At 66.3% G+C, this 17452-nt stretch carries 20 protein-coding genes; 10 read left to right on the top strand and 10 right to left on the bottom strand.

Annotated features, from left to right (window positions below):
- Positions 1 to 475, top strand: a 475-nt coding sequence (locus A5711_RS26015; RefSeq protein WP_369829919.1) for a transglycosylase family protein, incomplete at its 5' end; no start/stop codon positions are given.
- Positions 476 to 487: 12 nt separating this feature from the next.
- On the opposite strand, the gene A5711_RS04700 is transcribed toward A5711_RS26015, so the two are convergent.
- Positions 488 to 1063 (bottom strand): chorismate mutase, encoded by a 576-nt coding sequence (locus A5711_RS04700; RefSeq protein ID WP_082975649.1) that lies wholly within the window; start codon positions 1061 to 1063, stop codon positions 488 to 490.
- Between the two features lie 59 nt (positions 1064 to 1122).
- Between A5711_RS04700 and A5711_RS04695 the strand changes: the two genes are divergently transcribed.
- A complete protein-coding gene (locus A5711_RS04695) occupies positions 1123 to 1740 on the top strand; it encodes a hypothetical protein (protein ID WP_197500966.1) in 618 nt (205 codons plus the stop codon).
- A gap of 88 nt (positions 1741 to 1828) precedes the next feature.
- Here the strand turns inward: A5711_RS04695 and ag85B are convergent, their stop codons facing one another.
- Positions 1829 to 2821, bottom strand: coding sequence for a diacylglycerol acyltransferase/mycolyltransferase Ag85B (gene ag85B / locus A5711_RS04690; protein ID WP_067944484.1), 993 nt, complete (start codon positions 2819 to 2821; stop codon positions 1829 to 1831).
- A 613-nt stretch (positions 2822 to 3434) separates the two neighbouring features.
- On the opposite strand from ag85B, the gene A5711_RS04685 reads away from it, so the two are divergent.
- The gene (locus A5711_RS04685) at positions 3435 to 4547 is read left to right on the top strand and encodes a hypothetical protein (RefSeq protein ID WP_067944485.1); all 1113 of its coding nucleotides are present in this window, start codon (positions 3435 to 3437) and stop codon (positions 4545 to 4547) included.
- Between the two features lie 21 nt (positions 4548 to 4568).
- Here A5711_RS04685 and A5711_RS04680 read toward each other — a convergent pair whose 3' ends face one another.
- The 3 genes from A5711_RS04680 to A5711_RS04670 are packed head-to-tail and all read right to left on the bottom strand — an operon-like array spanning position 4569 to position 7438.
- Positions 4569 to 5117 carry a YceI family protein gene (locus A5711_RS04680; protein ID WP_067944483.1) on the bottom strand — a complete coding sequence of 183 codons (549 nt, stop codon included), beginning with the start codon at positions 5115 to 5117 and terminating at the stop codon, positions 4569 to 4571.
- A 13-nt stretch (positions 5118 to 5130) separates the two neighbouring features.
- Positions 5131 to 6144, bottom strand: coding sequence for an alcohol dehydrogenase catalytic domain-containing protein (locus tag A5711_RS04675; protein WP_067944482.1), 1014 nt, complete (start codon positions 6142 to 6144; stop codon positions 5131 to 5133).
- A 10-nt stretch (positions 6145 to 6154) separates the two neighbouring features.
- Positions 6155 to 7438 (bottom strand): cytochrome P450, encoded by a 1284-nt coding sequence (locus tag A5711_RS04670; RefSeq protein ID WP_067944481.1) that lies wholly within the window; start codon positions 7436 to 7438, stop codon positions 6155 to 6157.
- 211 nt (positions 7439 to 7649) lie between these two features.
- On the opposite strand from A5711_RS04670, the gene A5711_RS04665 reads away from it, so the two are divergent.
- The 3 genes from A5711_RS04665 to A5711_RS04655 are packed head-to-tail and all read left to right on the top strand — an operon-like array spanning position 7650 to position 8632.
- Complete coding sequence (locus A5711_RS04665) at positions 7650 to 8048, top strand: hypothetical protein (RefSeq protein ID WP_067944480.1); 399 nt, start codon at positions 7650 to 7652, stop codon at positions 8046 to 8048.
- 11 nt (positions 8049 to 8059) lie between these two features.
- Entirely contained in the window at positions 8060 to 8350 is a 291-nt protein-coding gene (locus A5711_RS04660; RefSeq protein WP_067944479.1) for a hypothetical protein, read from the top strand.
- 57 nt (positions 8351 to 8407) lie between these two features.
- Positions 8408 to 8632, top strand: a complete 225-nt coding sequence (locus A5711_RS04655; RefSeq protein ID WP_067944478.1) for a hypothetical protein — start codon at positions 8408 to 8410, stop codon at positions 8630 to 8632.
- An 8-nt stretch (positions 8633 to 8640) separates the two neighbouring features.
- Here A5711_RS04655 and A5711_RS04650 read toward each other — a convergent pair whose 3' ends face one another.
- On the bottom strand, positions 8641 to 9774 hold the full coding sequence (locus A5711_RS04650; RefSeq protein WP_067944477.1) for a nitronate monooxygenase: 1134 nt from the start codon (positions 9772 to 9774) through the stop codon (positions 8641 to 8643).
- A 124-nt stretch (positions 9775 to 9898) separates the two neighbouring features.
- On the bottom strand, positions 9899 to 10363 hold the full coding sequence (locus A5711_RS04645; RefSeq protein WP_067944476.1) for a hypothetical protein: 465 nt from the start codon (positions 10361 to 10363) through the stop codon (positions 9899 to 9901).
- Between the two features lie 331 nt (positions 10364 to 10694).
- On the opposite strand from A5711_RS04645, the gene A5711_RS04640 reads away from it, so the two are divergent.
- Complete coding sequence (locus A5711_RS04640) at positions 10695 to 12626, top strand: NAD(P)/FAD-dependent oxidoreductase (RefSeq protein ID WP_067944475.1); 1932 nt, start codon at positions 10695 to 10697, stop codon at positions 12624 to 12626.
- A gap of 10 nt (positions 12627 to 12636) precedes the next feature.
- Positions 12637 to 13662, top strand: a complete 1026-nt coding sequence (locus A5711_RS04635; RefSeq protein WP_067944474.1) for an alcohol dehydrogenase catalytic domain-containing protein — start codon at positions 12637 to 12639, stop codon at positions 13660 to 13662.
- Between the two features lie 5 nt (positions 13663 to 13667).
- Here A5711_RS04635 and A5711_RS04630 read toward each other — a convergent pair whose 3' ends face one another.
- Positions 13668 to 14579: a class I SAM-dependent methyltransferase gene (locus A5711_RS04630; protein WP_067944473.1), complete on the bottom strand. Its 912-nt coding sequence runs from the start codon at positions 14577 to 14579 to the stop codon at positions 13668 to 13670.
- A 55-nt stretch (positions 14580 to 14634) separates the two neighbouring features.
- On the bottom strand, positions 14635 to 15066 hold the full coding sequence (dtd, locus tag A5711_RS04625; protein WP_067944472.1) for a D-aminoacyl-tRNA deacylase: 432 nt from the start codon (positions 15064 to 15066) through the stop codon (positions 14635 to 14637).
- A gap of 40 nt (positions 15067 to 15106) precedes the next feature.
- On the opposite strand from dtd, the gene A5711_RS04620 reads away from it, so the two are divergent.
- Positions 15107 to 15412 carry an MTH1187 family thiamine-binding protein gene (locus A5711_RS04620; RefSeq protein WP_067944471.1) on the top strand — a complete coding sequence of 102 codons (306 nt, stop codon included), beginning with the start codon at positions 15107 to 15109 and terminating at the stop codon, positions 15410 to 15412.
- A gap of 85 nt (positions 15413 to 15497) precedes the next feature.
- Positions 15498 to 16784, top strand: coding sequence for a competence/damage-inducible protein A (locus A5711_RS04615; protein WP_067944470.1), 1287 nt, complete (start codon positions 15498 to 15500; stop codon positions 16782 to 16784).
- Between the two features lie 73 nt (positions 16785 to 16857).
- Here the strand turns inward: A5711_RS04615 and A5711_RS04610 are convergent.
- Positions 16858 to 17452, bottom strand: a 595-nt coding sequence (locus A5711_RS04610; protein ID WP_156744783.1) for an MFS transporter, incomplete at its 5' end; no start/stop codon positions are given.

The raw sequence follows: 17452 nt of genomic DNA, 5'->3' as shown, positions 1-17452 counted from the left end.
CGCTTTGGCCACAGCGGCCGAATTCCATGACATGAAAATTCTCTGCAAGCCTCTCGTCAAGTCCCTGGCGGTCGGCGGGTTCGTTGCAGCGTCGATAGCTTCGTCCACCGGTATAGCCACCTCCGCGCCCACCCCGAACTGGGACGCGATCGCGCAGTGCGAGTCCGGTGGCAACTGGCACGCCAACACCGGAAACGGCAATTACGGTGGACTCCAATTCAAACCGGGTACCTGGGAACGGTACGGCGGTGTCGGCAACCCGGCTGCCGCGTCCCGAGAGCAGCAAATCGCCGTAGCCAACCGGGTTTTCGCCGACCGCCAGGGACTTGACGAGAGGCTTGCAGAGAATTTTCATGTCATGGAATTCGGCCGCTGTGGCCAAAGCGTTACCCATTCGAAAATGCCGCGAGATATGCCCTCTATCTGCGGAAACGGCAATATCGCGGAACAAAAAGAAAGTGTTAGAAACCGATGAGGAAAAATTAAATTATTGCTGGCAATATGACTGAGTTGCTAACGCCAGCGCCCGCCGATAGAGGGCGTCGAGGCTGCGCGCGCGGACAACGCCGCTTGCGGCGAGGTCGAGCTGTGCGGCGCAGGCCGGCGAATGCAGCAGGTCCCAGTTGCCCACGACTTGGTTCAGCATCGTTTGGTTGAGGTCGTCGATCGCCGACCGCGACGTCGACAGGTCCACCGACTGGCCCGGGGCGGCATCAGGATTCAGTTTCCAATCCGCGAACCGGCTGTATTCGATGCCCTCCGTGGCGCGGATCTGGTCGCCGAACAGCCGGGTGACGTAGTCGGGGTCGATCCGCCGGGCCGAGGCCTGGGCGGCCATTTTCGCGAGTTCTTGCCGGACGCGGTCCTGGTCTTCGATGGCCCCGCGAGTGGTCCACTTGTAGGCGGCCACCGGCTCGGCGATTTGTAACCGCTGCGCGGCGGCGTCGACCAACTCGGTGAGCGGGCTCGCGTCGTCGGCGCTCGCGGGCGACGCGACCAGGATCGCCAGCCCGACGATCGTGCCGGCGCAGCGGGTAACCAGGGTGACGCGCCGGCTCTGCATGACATGATTCTGCGGCAGCGCCGGATGCGAGCGCATTTCGGAGTTAGCCTGAGATGCTGATGTCGTCGACCATGGATAGTCGCGGCCCGCGCCGCGTTGGCGGGAAGCGCGGGAAATCGTTGCGCTCGAAGCAGATTCGCGCGCTGATCGCCGTCGCGCTGGCGATTCCGTTGCTGCTCGGGGCGGCGCTCATCATGGTGGATCGGCTGCATTCCACGCCCGCCGACGCCATCGACCATCCCGCCAGCCCGGTGAACGACGAGCAGTCGAAGGCTCAGGTCGTCAATTCGGCCCAGAACATCGTCACCGCGGCGGGCCTGCAGGCCTCCTCGGCCGGCTACGCGCTGATGTCCTGCAAAGACCGGGACGACCCGCCGTACCAGGGCTCGATCTATCTGACATTCTCGGTGCCCGCCACGGCACCGGCCGACACGTATATCACCCGGATTGCCACCACGCTGGCCGGCGACGGCTGGGCCGAGGGCCTACCACCCAACAATCACGCGTTCGCGAAGACACTCACCAAGGATGGCGTCACGGTGATCGTCTACCGCCACGACGACGAACCGCACCTGGGTGTCCTACGCGTCTACGGCCAGTGCCGCAACATGAACGATCACCGCAGGGACGCGACGGCTTGGACGGATATCACCAACCAATTCGCCGCGCCGCGTTGATCGGCCGACGCCAAACGGGGTCCATGACGCACTACTGCGCCCGACGGCGTCGTCGTCGGGCGCAGTAGCGACCTCGGGGCAGGTGAGGCTATCCGCCGCCGCCGGCGGTGGCACCAAGGGTGCCCTGCAGGTCCGGCTTCATGGCGTTGAGCTGGGCTCCCCAGTACTCCCAGCTGTGTGTGCCATTGGCGTTGAAGTTGAACACCGCGTTGTGCCCACCGGCCGCGTTGTACTGGTCCTGGAACTTCAGGTTGCTGCTGCGCACGAAGTTCTCCAGGAACTCGGCGGGCATGTTCGCCCCGCCCAACTCCGACGGCGTGCCGTTACCGCAGTAGATCCACAGGCGGGTGTTGTTGCCGACCAGCTTGGGGATCTGCAGCGTGGGGTCGTTGCGCTGCCACGCGGGGTCGCTCGACGGGCCCCACATGTCGCTCGCCTTGTAACCGCCGGCGTCACCCATCGCGAGGCCGATCAGGGACGGGCCCATGCCCTGCGACGGATCCATCAGGGCCGACAGCGAACCGGCGTAGATGAACTGGTTGGGGTGGTAGGCGGCCAGGATCAGTGCCGACGAGCCGGCCATCGAGATGCCGACCGCGGCGCTGCCCGTGGACTTGACGCTCTTGTTGGAGGCCAGGTACTGGGGAAGCTCACTGGTCAGGAACGTTTCCCATTTATAGGTGGAGCAGCCGGCCTTGCCGCAGGCCGGGCTGTACCAGTCGCTGTAGAAGCTGGACTGACCACCGACGGGCATGACGATCGACAGGCCCGACTGGTAGTACCACTCGAACGCCGGCGTGTTGATGTCCCAGCCGTTGTAGTCGTCCTGGGCGCGCAACCCGTCGAGCAGATAGACCGCGGGGGAGTTGTTGCCGCCGCTTTGGAACTGAACCTTGATGTTGCGGCCCATCCCCGCCGACGGCACCTGCAGGTATTCAACCGGCAGGCCCGGGCGCGAGAACGCTCCCGCGGTCGGTGCGCCGCCGGCAAGACCGATCAGCCCCGGGAGGGTAACGGCCGCTGCCGCACCGACTAAAAGCCGGCGCCCCCAGGCCCGGACCATCTCGCTCAGATCTGTCATACCTGCCCCTTGTCGTATGTGACCGTCGTCTCAGGCAGGAATTTACCGTGCGAATAGCCCGAATGTCGATCGGGACGCGGGGATGTCTCAGTTTGGTATCGGAATTTCCCGCCGAATTGCGGTCCCGGGATAAGACCGCCGCAACCTTGGCCTCGGTTGGCCCGGACCGGGTTTTCGCGACTCGTCCCAGCAAAACGCCTGGCAGCGAGGTCCGGGGCGGGGTAGGCCGTAATGCGCAAAGCCGCCATTTTCGGTCCCGCCATGACGTCGAGCGGCGCGGCGACGCCGAACCGCCGCCGAAAAGGTCGATTCGGTACCCGCAAGACGTTTATCGCCGCCCGAGGAAGCCATGGATTCCCGGCGCCGGCGGCCCTTCTCCCACCTGCGCGTCCTGTGGGCGCATCGATTGGTTACCGACGGGCTGATTGTCCGGCGAGATCGAACCGGGGCAACCGGACTTGTGTCGACCGCGTAGGCTCTCACGGAGCAAGCCGATGGAGACCACGTTATCTCGGTCCGTTCCGGCCCTTACGACCCAACTGACCAGGGGTTTCCTGGCGTGCGCGGGTGCCGCTGAGGGTGTCGGAGGCCCGGGACCGATTGGGGCATGAGTTTGGACACGGTACTTGGGCTATCAGTGACGCCGACCGCCGTTGGGTGGGTCCTCGCTGAAGGGCACGGCGCGGACGGCACCATCCTGGATCATCAGGAGCTGGTGCTGGACGCCGGTCGCGGCGGCCGCGCCGTGAGTACCGCGGAGCAAGTAGCGGACGAGATCGCACGGGTCGAAGCGCAGGCGGCCGCCAGCGACCATCGACTGCGGGTCATCGGGGTGACGTGGAACGACGACGCGGCGGCCCACGCCGCGTTGCTGCTGGAAGCGCTGACCGACGGTGGCTTCGACAACGTCGTGCCGGTCCGGCAACTCGACGCCGTCGAGACACTGGCGCGGGCCATCGCGCCGGTCATCGGCTATGAACAGACCGCGGTCTGTCTCCTCGAACACGACTCGACGACCGTCGTCATGGTCGATACCCGCGACGGGGAAACGCAGACGGCGACCAAGCAGGTGCGCGGCGGTTTCGACGGCCTGACTCGCTGGTTGACCGGCATGTTCGACCGCAATGGCTGGCAGCCCGCTGGGGTGGTGGTCATCGGCGCGCACAGCGACATCGACGGCCTGTCATGGCAGCTCGAAAAGACCCTGCCGGTGCCGGTATTCGTGCAAGCGATGGCGCAGGTGACCATCGCGCGGGGCGCTGCGCTGACCGCCGCCCGAAGCACCGAGTTCACCGACGACCAGCTGGTGGTGCACCCCAGTGCACCCGTCGCCGCGCCGCCGGCGCCGCGAAAGCTGTCGTACGCCGGGGCCGTGACCACTCTGGCCGCCGGTGTGGTCACCTTTGTCTCCTCGATATCGCTGGCGGTGGGCCTTCAACTGGCCCCGGCCAGCGAGCCCGTCCCGCGGCACACGGAGCACGCGCCGCCGCCCCAAGTCGCCGAGGCCGTAGCACCGCCCCCGGTCGTCGCGCCGCTGACCCCGCAGGCGAAAGTCCCGGCCGGCGAACCGATCACGGAGGCCACCGCACCCGACGAGCAGCGGCCGGAACCGGAGCCCAACAGCAGGCAGCCCTACCTGACGCGAATGCTCGAACACATCCCGGGCGACACCGGCGACGCGACGGGCGCCTCGGCCTCGCAGGCGCCCTCCCAGCCGCAACCCTGACGTCGGCGCGGGAAAAGGCGCTCAGGCGTTTTTCGCGTGAACCGCGGAGAAGGACACCGAAACGTCGTCGGCGACCTGGACCGAACCCATCAGCAATGAGTACGGCTTGATGCCGTAGTCGGTCTGTCGGACCGTTGACTCGGTGGACATACGCCAAGCGTCCCCGAGATCCTCTGTGCGCAAGTCGATTACGTGACCCCGCGACTTTCCCCGAATGTCGAGTTGACCGGTGAGGCGGTACCCGTCGTCGGTCTTGCCGATGTCCCGTGCGAGGAAACGGATCTCGGGAAAACGGCCGGCGTCCAACGACTTCAAGGCGTTGGACCGCACCAAAACCTTCTCGGGTCCTGACAATCCCTTCACGCCGCCCTCGCCGCGTAACACCTCGAAGGAATCCGTTTCGACCACAAGCTCCACGGTGGCGGGCTCCGAGCCGGCCCAGCCCACGGTGGCATGCCAGCGGGTCATGGCGATGGTGAGACGGTGGCCCATTCGCGCGGCTCGCCCGCGAACGCCGGTGCCAAGAAGTAACTCGCCGTCGGCTGCGTCCAAGCTCCACTCGTCGGTCATAGGCCGACTGTAATCACATCGTCAGCACTGTGCGGTAGTGCGCGCGCCCTTGCTCCAACGCCGCGTATCCGTCCGCGGCTTGGGACAGCGGTAGCTCCTCGACCCACGCCCGCACCCCGGACAGCACGGCGAAATGCATCGTGTCTTCAACGTCTTTCGCCGTGCCGGAAGGATGACCGACGATGCTGATCCCCGGTGTGATCAGTTGGATGGGGCTGATCGGCAACGGTTCGGGCGTGACGCCGATGGTCACCAGCTCGCCTTGCGGCGATATCCCGCCAACCGTTGCGGCCATCGCCGGCGAGTTGCCCGCGGTCGCCAACACGACCGCCGCCCCGCCCAGTGCCTTCAGCGCTTCTGCGGGATCGGCGGCGGTGGAGTCGATGTAATGGTGGGCGCCCAACTTCCGGGCATCCTCCTCTTTGCCGCTGCCCCGAGCGATGGCGATGGTCTCGAACCCCATCGCCCGGGCGAACTGCACCCCGAGGTGGCCGAGGCCGCCGACACCGAGGATGGCGACCCGGTCGCCGGGCACCGCCTTGGTATGGCGCAAGGCGTTGTAGGTGGTAACGCCGGCGCAACCCATCGGCGCGGCCTCCGCGTCGGACAGCCCTTCCGGTATGCGGGCGAGCGCACTCGCCGGGACGGTCACCGATTCCGCGTACCCGCCCGGATATTGGTAACTCGGCACCTTCCCGTTCTCGCAATGAATGAAGTGGCCTTTCCGGCATTCATCGCAGTGGTAGCAGCACCCGCCGAACCACCCGACCGCGACACGATCGCCGACGGCGAAACCCTCGACGCCCGCCCCTAGTTCCGCGATCGTCCCGGCGATTTCGTGCCCGGGAGTCAACGGCCATGTCATGCCCGGGAAGCCGCCTGCGACAAAGTGTGCGTCCGTGCCGCAGATTCCACATGCGGTGACGGTTATCCGCGCCTCGTCACGTCCCGGTGGCTTGGTTTCGACATCGACCAGTTCCAACGGTGCCCCGGCCGACTTCACATGAACTGCTCGATGGGTTGCCATGCGGTTGAGGCTACTGCGCGGCAGGGGATTTCGCGCCGTCGGTGTGGTAGTCGACCTGCCAGTGCTTGATCCCGTTGAGCCAGCCCGACCGTAGCCGTTCGGGCTTCCCGATCGATTCCAGGTTCGGGATGCCGTCGGCGATCGCGTTGAACATCAGGTCTATGGTCATCCGCGCCAGGTTCGCCCCGATGCAGTAATGCGCGCCGGTGCCGCCAAACCCCACGTGCGGGTTGGGGTCGCGCAGGATGTTGAAGGTGAACGGGTCATCGAAGACGTCCTCGTCGAAATTGGCCGAGCGGTAGACCATCACCACCCGCTGGCCCTTCTTGATCTGCACGCCAGAGAGTTCGTAGTCCTCCAGCGCGGTGCGCTGGAAGGACGTCACCGGGGTTGCCCAGCGGACGATTTCGTCGGCAGCGGTGGCGGGGCGCTCCCTCTTGTACAGCTCCCACTGATCGGGGAAGTCGGTGAAGGCCATCATTCCCTGCGTGATGGAGTTGCGGGTGGTCTCGTTGCCGGCCACGGCCAGCAGGATGACGAAGAAACCGAACTCGTCGTCGGAAAGCTTGTGCCCGTCGATGTCGGCCTGGACCAGCTTGGTGACGAGGTCTTCCCCCGGGTTTTTCGCCCGGTCCGCCGCCATCTGCATGCCGTACATGATGAGTTCGACGGAAGCGGTGATGGCGTCGTTGTTGGCGAACTCGGGGTCCTGGTCGCCGACCATCTCATTGGACCAGTGGAAGAGCTTCTTGCGTTCTTCCTGTGGCACACCCATCAACCCGGCGATGGCCTGCAACGGCAGCTCACACGACACCTGCTCGACGAAGTCACCGCGACCCTGCGCGGCCGCCTCCTCGACGATGCGCCGCGCGCGCTCGGCGAGATCGCCGCGCAGGCGCTCGATGGCCCGGGGAGTGAAGGCCCGGGAGATGATCTTGCGCAGTCGGGTGTGTTGCGGCGCATCCATGTTCAGCAGGACGAACTTGCCGCGCTCGACCTGCTCGCCGACCGTGCCGTCCTTGTAGCGCGGCAGCGCCGTCTTCTGCAGGCTGGAGAAGACGTCGCTGCGCAGCGACACCTCTTTGACGTCCTTGTGCTTGGACACCACCCAGAAGCCGCCGTCGTCGAACCCGCCGGCCCCGAGGGGCTGCTCGTTCCACCAGATTGGCGCGGTCCGTCGCAGTTCAGCCAGTTCCTCCACCGGCAGTCGCTCGGCGTGGATGTCCGGATCGGTGAAGTCGAATCCGGGAGGGAGATTGGGAACCGGCTTGGCGGTTGGCTCGACGGTTGGCATGGCCCGCTCCTCGGTGACGAAGTGGTCTAGTCGTCTTTGTGCAAATAAACCATTGCCGCACCACGGTTGGGAAGCATTGACGCAAGATCGCCGGGGGCAAATTGGAACGTGTTCCTCGTTTCGCATTCGGACCGGCGATACGGTCTTGTGAGCGACGGCCCGATGGATATGCTTTGGTGCAGGTCACCGGCGACGACAGGCGGGGTGGAAGATGATTCGGGAACTGCTCAGCGCCGCTTCTATAGCGGGCATTGCGATTGGCGTGGCGCCGTGCGCGGCAGCCGGATACGACGGCGATGTGCCGGGGATGAACTATCAGGCGTCGTTGGGCGCGCCGTGCGACAACTATGAGCGCTTCATCTTCGGCCGCGGCCCGAGCGGCCAGGCGGAGGCGTGCCACTTCCCTCCGCCCAACCAGTTCCCGGCGGCCACCACCGGATACTGGGTCATCTCCTATCCGCTGTACGGGGTGCAGCAGGCGGGCGCGAAGTGCCCTGGGCCGCAAGCCGCGGCGCAGTCGGATCGCGGGCTGCCGATGCTGTGCCTGGGCGAGCGGGGCTGGCAAGAGGGATGGTTCACCGGGGCGGGATTCTTCCCTCCGTCCGAGTGAGCGGCTGAGCCATGGACGACGGTCAGGTCGGCGCACCTCCGATCCCGCGTTGGCTGCGGTTCGTCCTCGCGTCGGATCGTGCCGGCTCGGCGTGGTACATCGGGACGGGCTTCTTTTTCGCACCTGTCCTCGCGGTGCTCTCGCCGTGGCCCGTCGTCACCGCCGTGCTCTGTGCGATCATCGGCCTGGCCGGACTCTGGCTCGGCCTGCTGGGCATCGCGATGGCCGTCGGGCTGGCCCGGCTATTGCGCTCCGGGGCCGAGATCCCCGAATCCTATTGGCGCACCTTGGTCAACTACTAGTTACTGCGCCCGGTCTAGAGTCATAGCCAACTGTCCCGCGACGAGAGGAGACTCGAGATGGGCTTCAGCCCGAAAGATGCGGTCGACGCGGCCAAGGACATCGCGACCAACGCGGTCGAGAAGGCCTCCGACATCGTCGAACACGGTAGCGACATCATCCGGGGAGACATCTCCGGCGGTGTCAGCGGCATCGTCCAGAACTCGATCGAGATCGGCACGTACGCGGTGGACCGGACGAGGGAGATGTTCAGCGGCCGCGACGAGCTCGACGACGAGGTCTAGCTCCGCCGTCAGACGGAGGAAGCAGCCTCGTTCAGCTCGTCCAGCCTGTTCGTCGCTTCCAGGTACTCCTGCACCCAGCGCTCGATGACCGTCGCCGTCTTCTCCACCTTGGTGAACTGGCCGACAACCTGACCGACCGGGTTGAACGCGACGTCCACGCTCTCGTTCGGGTACCGGTTCGTGGCCCGCACCGCCATCCCGGAAACCATGTACTGCAGCGGCATTCCGAGCGGCTTCGGGTTCTCCGGCGCCTCCCACGCCTCGGTCCAGTCGTTGCGCAACATGCGGGCCGGCTTGCCGGTGAACGACCGGCTGCGGACGGTGTCCCGGCTACCCGCCTTGACGTACGCCTGTTGCTGAACCGGTGTGTTCGAGGATTCCTCGACCATCAGCCATTGCGAGCCCGTCCACGCTCCTTGGGCACCCAGCGCAAGGGCCGCCGCGATCTGCTGGCCGCTGCCGATGCCACCGGCCGCGAGCACCGGCACCGGGGCGACCTCCTTGACCACCTGCGGCCACAAGACGATCGAGCCCACCTCGCCGCAGTGCCCACCGGCCTCGCCGCCCTGGGCGATGATGATGTCGACGCCCGCGTCCGCGTGCTTGCGCGCCTGCGACGGCGACCCGCACAGCGCGGCCACCTTGAGTCCCGCCTCGTGGATGTGCTTGATCATGTCGGCCGGGGGAGTGCCCAGGGCGTTGGCGATCATCTTCACCTTCGGGTGCTTGAGCGCCACCTCGACCTGGGGCGTGGCGGTCGCCTCGGTCCAGCCGAGCAGCTGCAGGCTGTCGCCGTCGCTGTCCTCGATCGGCACGCCATGGTCGGCCAGGATCTTCTTGCCGAAGTCGAGGTGCTCCTGGGGCACCATCTTGCGCAGCGTGTCGGCAAGCTCCTCGGCGGACAGGTGCGAATCCATGCCCTCGTACTTGTTCGGGATGACGATGTCGACGCCGTACGGGTGGTCGCCGATGTTCTCGTCGATCCAGTTGAGCTCGATCTCGAGCTGCTCGGGGGTGAAGCCGACCGCGCCGAGCACGCCGAAACCGCCGGCCTTGCTGACCGCGACCACGACATCACGACAGTGGGTGAACGCGAAGATCGGAAACTCGATACCAAGCTCATCGCAGATGGCGGTGTGCATGCCTACTCCTGTGGGGCGCGGAACCGACGCAAACAAATTGAAACGTGTTCTAGTTTAGTACGGACCGCATTGACGTGGCCAGCGGGTCCTGACCTGCGTTTTGCCACTACGGCCCGTCGGCCGCTCAAAGTGCCGCGCTGCGCGCGATCCACAGCACCAGAAACGCGAACATGCAGCCAGCGCACACGAGGTGATCCCGACAGACGGACCGCGCCAGGCGGGTCTGCTCGGGTGGACCGTCCGTTCGCCGGCCGAGCCGCACCGCGTCGGGAACCGTTTGCGTCAACGCCAGCATGGTCGGGCTCCCCGCAAGGATGGCCGACAGCACCAAGAGCCACCAGGGGTCATGCCCGCGCGCGGACTGGTAGGTCAACGCGCCCAGCAGGATCACCATGACCGCGGCGATCAGCCGGCCCATCGGGCGCGACGTGGTGGTCGCGCGATGGTAGTAAGCCGCGATGGAGGCGAGTACGGCCTCGGGCAGATCGGTTGGCGCGGAACGAAATCGGAGGACCTGTACGTCGAAGATGAGATCCATCCACAAGACGGCCAACAGGAATCCGCCGCAGGCCGTGAGCAACGAGGCCATGACGCTCCTCCATCTCCGGCTCACCGGGAGCACTCGTCGACGTCAACCCATTGTTTCGCAGCGGCACAAGAGCGGCGTCAGGAAATGGTGCCCCAAAAGTTGTCAGTGGGCCTGACGCGAGATTCGAATTTCGAGTGATTTACGTCGGCATTGCGGCGGACGACGCCGCGCTACGCGAGATCGTCTCGCACATCCTTGGGCATTCCCAAGCTGGTGACGCGCCGTAGCGGGCTATTGATCCACCGCGTCGCCAGCGGGTAGCGTGGTGCTGCCAATTACGACACGGCTGGTAGCGTAATTGGCAGCCGTTCACCGAGAGGACCCACACTCGATGCGCAGCGCCTATGCCGGCGATCCCTTCACCACCTCCACGGCGGAGATCGAGGCCGCCCTCGCGGATGTCAGCATCCCGACGCTGTTGCTTTCGCTCGTGCACATCACCGGCGACCCGCGCTTCATCCGCGACTTCAAGCAGATGGGCGTCTTTCTCAACGAAATCCAGGGCTTCATGTCCGAGGAGGACAAGGCGCGGGCCCGCGCGGTCGCCCTGCCGGTGATCACCGAGTATCGGGACCGCGGTTGCCCCGAACCGGAGCCCCTGAGCCTCGATCTCATTCGCGAAATGATGGACTGGGCGGCCTGCGAGCACGTGACCGACGACTACCTGCCCCTGGTGCTGGAAGAGATGGACCTCGACGGGGTCGATCCCCGCCGCCCGCATGCCCTGCCGACCGAGAGCGCGGCCGACATCCCGGTCCTCGTCGTCGGGTGCGGTGAATCGGGCATCCTGGCCGGAATCCGGCTCAAGCAGGCCAACATTCCCTTCACCATCGTGGAGAAAAACCCCGGCCCGGGCGGAACCTGGTGGGAGAACAGCTATCCCGGTGCCCGCGTCGACGTGGCCAACCACTTCTATTGCTACAGTTTCGAACCCAACAACGACTGGACCCATTTCTTCGCCGAACAGCACGAGCTGCAGGACTACTTCACGCAGGTCATGGCGAAGCACGACCTGGCCGAGCACGTGCTGTGGAATACCGAGGTTGTGGCCGCCGAATGGGTCGACGAAGACGCCACCTGGAGCATCCGGCTGTGTGGCGCCGAAGGCCAGACGCGCACGGTGCGCGCCCGTGCCCTGATCACGGCGGTCGGTCAGTTGAACCGGCCCAACATTCCCGACTTCGACGGCGCCGAGAGCTTCGCGGGCCCGTCGTTCCATTCGGCGGCCTGGGACCACTCCGTCGACATCCGCGGGAAGCGCGTCGCGCTCGTCGGCGCCGGGGCCAGCGGTTTCCAGATCGCACCAGCCATCGCCCCGGATGTCGAGCACCTCACCGTCTTTCAGCGGACCGCGCAGTGGATGTTCCCCAACCCGATGTATCACGACGAGGTCGGCGACGGCATGCGCTGGGCCATGCGCCACCTGCCGTTCTACGGGCGGTGGTACCGCTTTCTCGTCCTCTGGCCGGGATCCGACAAGGGACTCGACGCCGCGGAAGGCGACCCGGACTACGCCGACCAGGAGCATGCCGTCAGCGACATCAACGCCGCCGCCCAAATGATGTTCTCCCAGTGGATCACCAGCCAGATCGGCGAAGGACACGACCTGCTGGCCAAGGTGATGCCCGACTATCCCGCCTGCGGCAAACGGACCCTGCAGGACAACGGCAGCTGGCTGCAAACACTGCAGCGAGACAACGTCGAACTGGTGCGCACGCCAATTCGGCGGATCACCCCACGCGGCATCGTCACCGAAGACGGTGTGGCGCATGACGTCGACGTCATCGTGTACGCCACCGGTTTCCGGCACACCGACGTGCTGTGGCCGCTGAAGATCACCGGGCGCGACGGGGTCGACCTGCGCGAGATGTGGGGGAGCCGGCCGTACGCCTACCTGGGCATCACCGTTCCGAAGGTCCCCAACCTGTTCATCATCTACGGGCCCGGAACGCACCTCGCCCACGGCGGCAGCCTGATCTTTCAGTCCGAGTTGCAGATGCGCTACATCGACCAGTGCCTGGCGCGGCTGGCCGACCCAGGGGTGCATTCGCTGGAGCCGAAACCCGACGCCGCCACCGAATGGCATGACCGGACGCAGACCCAGATCAAGAAGATGGTGTGGGCGCACCCCGCGGTCAAACACTCCTACTTCAAGAACGCCGACGGGGAGATCCACACCGTCAGTCCGTGGCGTCTCAACGAGTACTGGGCCGCCGTGCGTGAGCCCGACTGGTCACGATTTGTTGTGCGGCAAAGGAAGTGAGCACGCCACTATGCGAACGGTAGTCGTCGACGGGCCCCACAGCATCCGGGTCGACACCCGACCGGATCCCGTCCTTCCCGGACCCGACGGGGCTATCGTCGAGGTCGCCGCCGCCGGCATCTGCGGATCCGACCTGCACTTCTACGAGGCCGATTTCCCGATGCCCGACCCGATTGCGCTCGGCCACGAAGCGATCGGCACCGTCGTGGACGCGGGGCCGGAGGTACGCACCGTCAAGGTGGGCGACCTCGTCATGGTGTCCTCGGTGACCGGGTGCGGAGCCTGCTCCGGCTGCGCCACCCGCGATCCCGTCATGTGCCACAAGGGTTTTCAGATCTTCGGCGGCGGTCTGCTCGGGGGAGCGCAGGCCGACCTACTTGCCGTTCCGGCGGCCGACTTTCAACTGCTCAAAGTGCCGGAAGGCATCAGCACCGAACAGGCGCTGCTCCTCACCGACAACCTCGCCACGGGCTGGGCGGCGGCGCAGCGCGCCGACATTCCGTTCGGCGGCACCGTGGCGGTCATCGGCCTGGGCGCCGTGGGGCTGTGCTCGCTGCGCAGCGCGCTGTTTCAAGGCGCCGCAACCGTTTTCGCAGTCGACCAGGTGCAGGGTCGGTTGGATCGGGCCGCCAAGTGGGGCGCGACGCCACTCAAGGCGCCGGCGGTCGAGGCCATCCTCGCCGGCACCGAGGGCCGCGGCGCCGACGCGGTGATCGATGCCGTCGCCACGGACGCGTCCCTGACGGATGCACTCAATGCGGTGCGACCAGGCGGCACGGTCTCGGTTGTCGGTGTCCACGACATGAATCCGTTCCCGCTCAACGCCCTGGGTTGCCTGATCCGCAGCATCACGCTACGGATGACGACGGCGCCGGTGCAGCGCACCTGGCCGGAATTGATCCCGCTGCTACAGTCCGGGCGGCTCGACGTCGACGGAATCTTCACCACCACGCTGCCGTTGGAGGAAGCCCCCAAGGGCTACGCGACCGCGGCGTCGCGGTCGGGCGACGACGTGAAAATCCTATTGAGGCCCTAGACCTTCTATCGCGTTGCCGTGATGTATTGGGAACGCATGAAACTGTCGATTTTGACGTCGACGTCGGGCGGGGTCATCCCGTAACCGGCCTGCAGATCGAGCGTGTTGCGGACGGGCTCGACCACCCACCCATGCGCGGCCAGCCGTTCCGCGGGGTCCGTCTGGGGCTCGTAGGTCAGGGCGGAGAAATCGACGTCCCCGGACATGTTGACGCCGGGATGCGCTGCCTCCAAGGCCTCCAGCTGGTCGTGGTCCAAACGAGACCCCAACGCGCCGATGGCAATTCGGCTGCCGGGCGCACTGAGTCCGCTGATCCGGGTGAAGAGTGTGTTCTGAGCCTCGTCGGTCAGATAGGGCAGCACTCCCTCCACCGACCAGGCGCTGGGTCGTTCCACGTCGAAGCCGGCGGCCTCCAAAGCCCTCGACCAGTCGGCGCGCAGATCGGCGGCAACCTCCACCCTGGGGGCCTTGGGTTTGGCACCGTGCTGGGCGAGCACATGCGCCTTGAACTCAAGCACCTTTGGCAAGTCGATCTCGAAAACCTTTGTGCCCTGTGTCCATTCGAGTCGATATGCGCGGGAGTCCAGGCCGGCGGCCACGATCACGGCCTGCCGGATGCCCGCGGCACCGGCAGCGACGAAGAAGTCATCGAAGAACCGGGTCTGCACGCCGTAGAGCCGGGGGAAGGCCATCTCGTCCTCGGAGGTCCCCGGGTTGGCGAGCACCCCCGCCAGATACGGGTCTCGCGACGCCTCGATGAAGACCTTGGCGTAGTCGTCCCGGACCAGCGGCTCCGGGCTCACGGCATGCAGCGCACGCCATCCGGCCACCAGCAAGGCGGTGTAGCCCACGCTGCTGACGATGTCCCAATGGTCATCGTCGGAACGGAGCGAGCCAAACTCGGGCGTCGCGCTCATAGTCGCCCCTCCCGTCAACAATCGGTCACGAGAAATCGACGTGTCCAACGTACCTTCAGAGCTCCAGCAACACCGTGACCGGGCCGTCATTGACCAATTCGACCTGCATGTCGGCGCCGAACACCCCGGTCTGCACCTCGGCACCCAGCCGCCGCAAGGCCTCGGCGAACGAAGCGACCAGCGGTTGGGCGACCGTCCCCGGGGCGGCCGCATTCCAGGACGGTCGTCGGCCCTTGGCAGTGTCGGCGTACAGGGTGAACTGGCTGACGACCAAGATCGGCGCGTTGACGTCGGCAGCCGAGCGTTCGTCGGCGAGAATGCGTAGATACCAGAGCTTTTCGGCGAGCCGTCGCGCCTTATCGGGATCGTCGTCGTGCGTGACACCGACAAAGGCCAGCAAGCCCTGACCGGCGGGCCGGATGGCGCCCACTACTTTGCCGCCGACCGACACCGTCGCCGAGGCGACCCGCTGCACCAAAACCCGCATGGGCCTCGATGCTGCCAGGCCTGCTCGATACGCTTGTGGGGTGTCTGTGCTCGTCGCGTTCTCCGTCACGCCCATGGGAGTGGGGGAGGCGGTCGGCGAGATCGTCGCCGAAGCGGTTCGGGTGGTGCGCGATTCCGGCCTGCCCAACAAGACGGACTCGATGTTCACCGTGATCGAGGGCGAAAGCTGGGACGAAGTCATGGCGGTCGTGCAGCGAGCGGTCGAGGCGGTGGCCGCCCGCGCGCCGCGGGTCAGCACCGTGATCAAGGCGGACTGGCGGGCCGGTGTCAGCGACGCGATGACGCAGAAGGTCGCCTCCGTCGAGCGTTACCTCGAAGAGGGCTAGCCGCCCACGGCGTCGCGGAACGCGCGGCCGGCCGCGTCAAGTTCGAGCTTGGTCAAGTCGGCCTCTCAGCCGTGCCAGTAGGCTCATGGCGGTGAGCGCACGCGCAGGAATCGTCGTCACCGGAACCGAAGTTCTCACCGGGCGCGTCCAGGACGCGAACGGACCCTGGATCGCCGACCGCCTGCTGGAGCTGGGCGTCGAGCTGGCGCACATCACGATCTGCGGCGACCGCCCGGAAGACATCGAGGCGCAGCTGCGCTTCATGGCGGACCAGGGCATGGATCTGATCGTCACCAGCGGTGGACTTGGACCCACGGCCGACGACATGACCGTGGAGGTGGTGGCGCGGTTCTGCAATCGCGAGCTGGTGTTGGACGACGAGACCGAGAACAAGATCGCGAACATCCTCAAGAAGCTGATGGCGCGCTTCGAGGGCGTGGACTTCGAGGCGGTGCGCGCCGCCAACCGCAAGCAGGCGATGATTCCGGCGGGATCGCAGGTGCTCGACCCGGTCGGCACCGCTCCCGGTGTGGTGGTGCCCGGCACGCCGACGGTCGTCGTGCTTCCAGGTCCGCCGCGCGAGCTGCAGCCGATGTGGCACCGGGCCATCGAGACGCCCGCCGCCCAGCAGGCGATCGCCGGCCGGACGCTTTATCGGCAGGAGACCGTGCGAATGTTCGGGCTGCCCGAGTCGGGCCTGGCCGAGACGCTGCGCGACGCCGAGGCTTCGGTGCCCGGCTTCGAGTCACTCGAGATCACCACCTGCTTGCGGCGGGGTGAAGTCGAGATGGTCACGCGCTACGAGCCGGACGCCGCCGCCAGTTACGCGAAGCTGATCCAACTGGTGCGTGACCGCCACGCACAGCAGCTGTTCTCCGAAGATGGTTCCACCGTGGACGATCTGGTTGGCCGGGCGCTGGCCGGTCGTCGGATCGCGACGGCCGAATCCTGCACCGCGGGCCTGGTGGCGGCGCGACTGACCGACCGGCCCGGGTCGTCGGAGTATGTGGTCGGCGGGGTGGTGGCCTATTCGAACGACGCGAAGGCGGATCTGCTGGGCGTCGATCCGGCGCTGATCGCGGCCCACGGCGCCGTGTCCGAGCCGGTGGCCGCGGCGATGGCGGCCGGGGCGCTACGCCGTTTCGGCGCCGACACCGCGGTCGCGATCACCGGAATCGCCGGTCCTGGCGGTGGCTCTCCCGAAAAGCCGGTTGGCACAGTCTGTTTCACGGTGGAGCTGTCGGACGGCCGGAGGGACACCCGCACGTTGCGGCTGCCCGGCAACCGCTCGGACATCCGGGAGCGCTCGACGACGGTGGCTATGCACCTGCTGCTGCGCCTGCTCGGCAGTCCCGGGTCGGTCCGCTCCTAATTACCGAGATTGCCGCCGCGGTCGTGGTCGGCGTCCGAGACACGGCCATAGCGGCAATCTCGACGTGGCAAACTCACGTCACTTCGGTCGGCAGGAAGGCGCTTTCGGCGGTGCCGAAACGAATTCCGGTGGCGTCCTTGCCGATCAGCGTCAGGAACGCCACGGCGATCAACACCGGCACGATGGTCGCCGCCAAGGCAAACGGATAGCCGTGCGACTCGGCCAGCCGTTCCTGGATGGGGAGGTTGAACGCGGCCAGCAGGTTTCCGAGCTGATAGGTGACGCCGGGGTAGAGGCCGCGGATGGCGTCGGGTGACATCTCGGTCAGATGGGCGGGAATCACACCCCATGCGCCCTGCACGAACAACTGCATGAGGAACGAGCCGAGGCATAGCATCGCCGCCGCGCGAGAGTAGGCGAACAGCGGAACGATGGGCAGCGCCAACAGCGCGCAGAAGATGATCGTGTACCGGCGGCTGAATCGCTGCGACAGCGTGCCGAAGAACAATCCGCCGATGATGGCGCCGAGGTTGTAGACGATGACGATCGACTTGACCGTCGCGCTGGACAGGGCGGCGCCGTGGTTGGCGGTCGACGTCAAGAAGGTCGGGTAGACGTCCTGCGTGCCGTGGCTCATCCAGTTGAAGGCCGTCATCAGCAGCACCAGG

Origin of the sequence: Mycobacterium sp. E2238 (assembly GCF_001672665.1) — a bacterium.
Lineage (GTDB): Bacteria > Actinomycetota > Actinomycetes > Mycobacteriales > Mycobacteriaceae > Mycobacterium.
Note: the sequence above shows the minus strand (reverse complement) of the source record. Positions and strands in the feature narration are given on the sequence as shown.

Coding starts and splice junctions, on each gene's coding strand:
- A5711_RS04700 (WP_082975649.1), bottom strand. CDS start 1,063: ATGCAGAGCCGGCGCGTCACCCTGGTTACCCGCTGCGCCGGCACGATC.
- A5711_RS04695 (WP_197500966.1), top strand. CDS start 1,123: ATGTCGTCGACCATGGATAGTCGCGGCCCGCGCCGCGTTGGCGGGAAG.
- ag85B (WP_067944484.1), bottom strand. CDS start 2,821: ATGACAGATCTGAGCGAGATGGTCCGGGCCTGGGGGCGCCGGCTTTTA.
- A5711_RS04680 (WP_067944483.1), bottom strand. CDS start 5,117: ATGACCGACGAGTGGAGCTTGGACGCAGCCGACGGCGAGTTACTTCTT.
- A5711_RS04675 (WP_067944482.1), bottom strand. CDS start 6,144: ATGGCAACCCATCGAGCAGTTCATGTGAAGTCGGCCGGGGCACCGTTG.
- A5711_RS04670 (WP_067944481.1), bottom strand. CDS start 7,438: ATGCCAACCGTCGAGCCAACCGCCAAGCCGGTTCCCAATCTCCCTCCC.
- A5711_RS04665 (WP_067944480.1), top strand. CDS start 7,650: ATGATTCGGGAACTGCTCAGCGCCGCTTCTATAGCGGGCATTGCGATT.
- A5711_RS04660 (WP_067944479.1), top strand. CDS start 8,060: ATGGACGACGGTCAGGTCGGCGCACCTCCGATCCCGCGTTGGCTGCGG.
- A5711_RS04655 (WP_067944478.1), top strand. CDS start 8,408: ATGGGCTTCAGCCCGAAAGATGCGGTCGACGCGGCCAAGGACATCGCG.
- A5711_RS04650 (WP_067944477.1), bottom strand. CDS start 9,774: ATGCACACCGCCATCTGCGATGAGCTTGGTATCGAGTTTCCGATCTTC.
- A5711_RS04645 (WP_067944476.1), bottom strand. CDS start 10,363: ATGGCCTCGTTGCTCACGGCCTGCGGCGGATTCCTGTTGGCCGTCTTG.
- A5711_RS04640 (WP_067944475.1), top strand. CDS start 10,695: ATGCGCAGCGCCTATGCCGGCGATCCCTTCACCACCTCCACGGCGGAG.
- A5711_RS04635 (WP_067944474.1), top strand. CDS start 12,637: ATGCGAACGGTAGTCGTCGACGGGCCCCACAGCATCCGGGTCGACACC.
- A5711_RS04630 (WP_067944473.1), bottom strand. CDS start 14,579: ATGAGCGCGACGCCCGAGTTTGGCTCGCTCCGTTCCGACGATGACCAT.
- dtd (WP_067944472.1), bottom strand. CDS start 15,066: ATGCGGGTTTTGGTGCAGCGGGTCGCCTCGGCGACGGTGTCGGTCGGC.
- A5711_RS04615 (WP_067944470.1), top strand. CDS start 15,498: ATGGCGGTGAGCGCACGCGCAGGAATCGTCGTCACCGGAACCGAAGTT.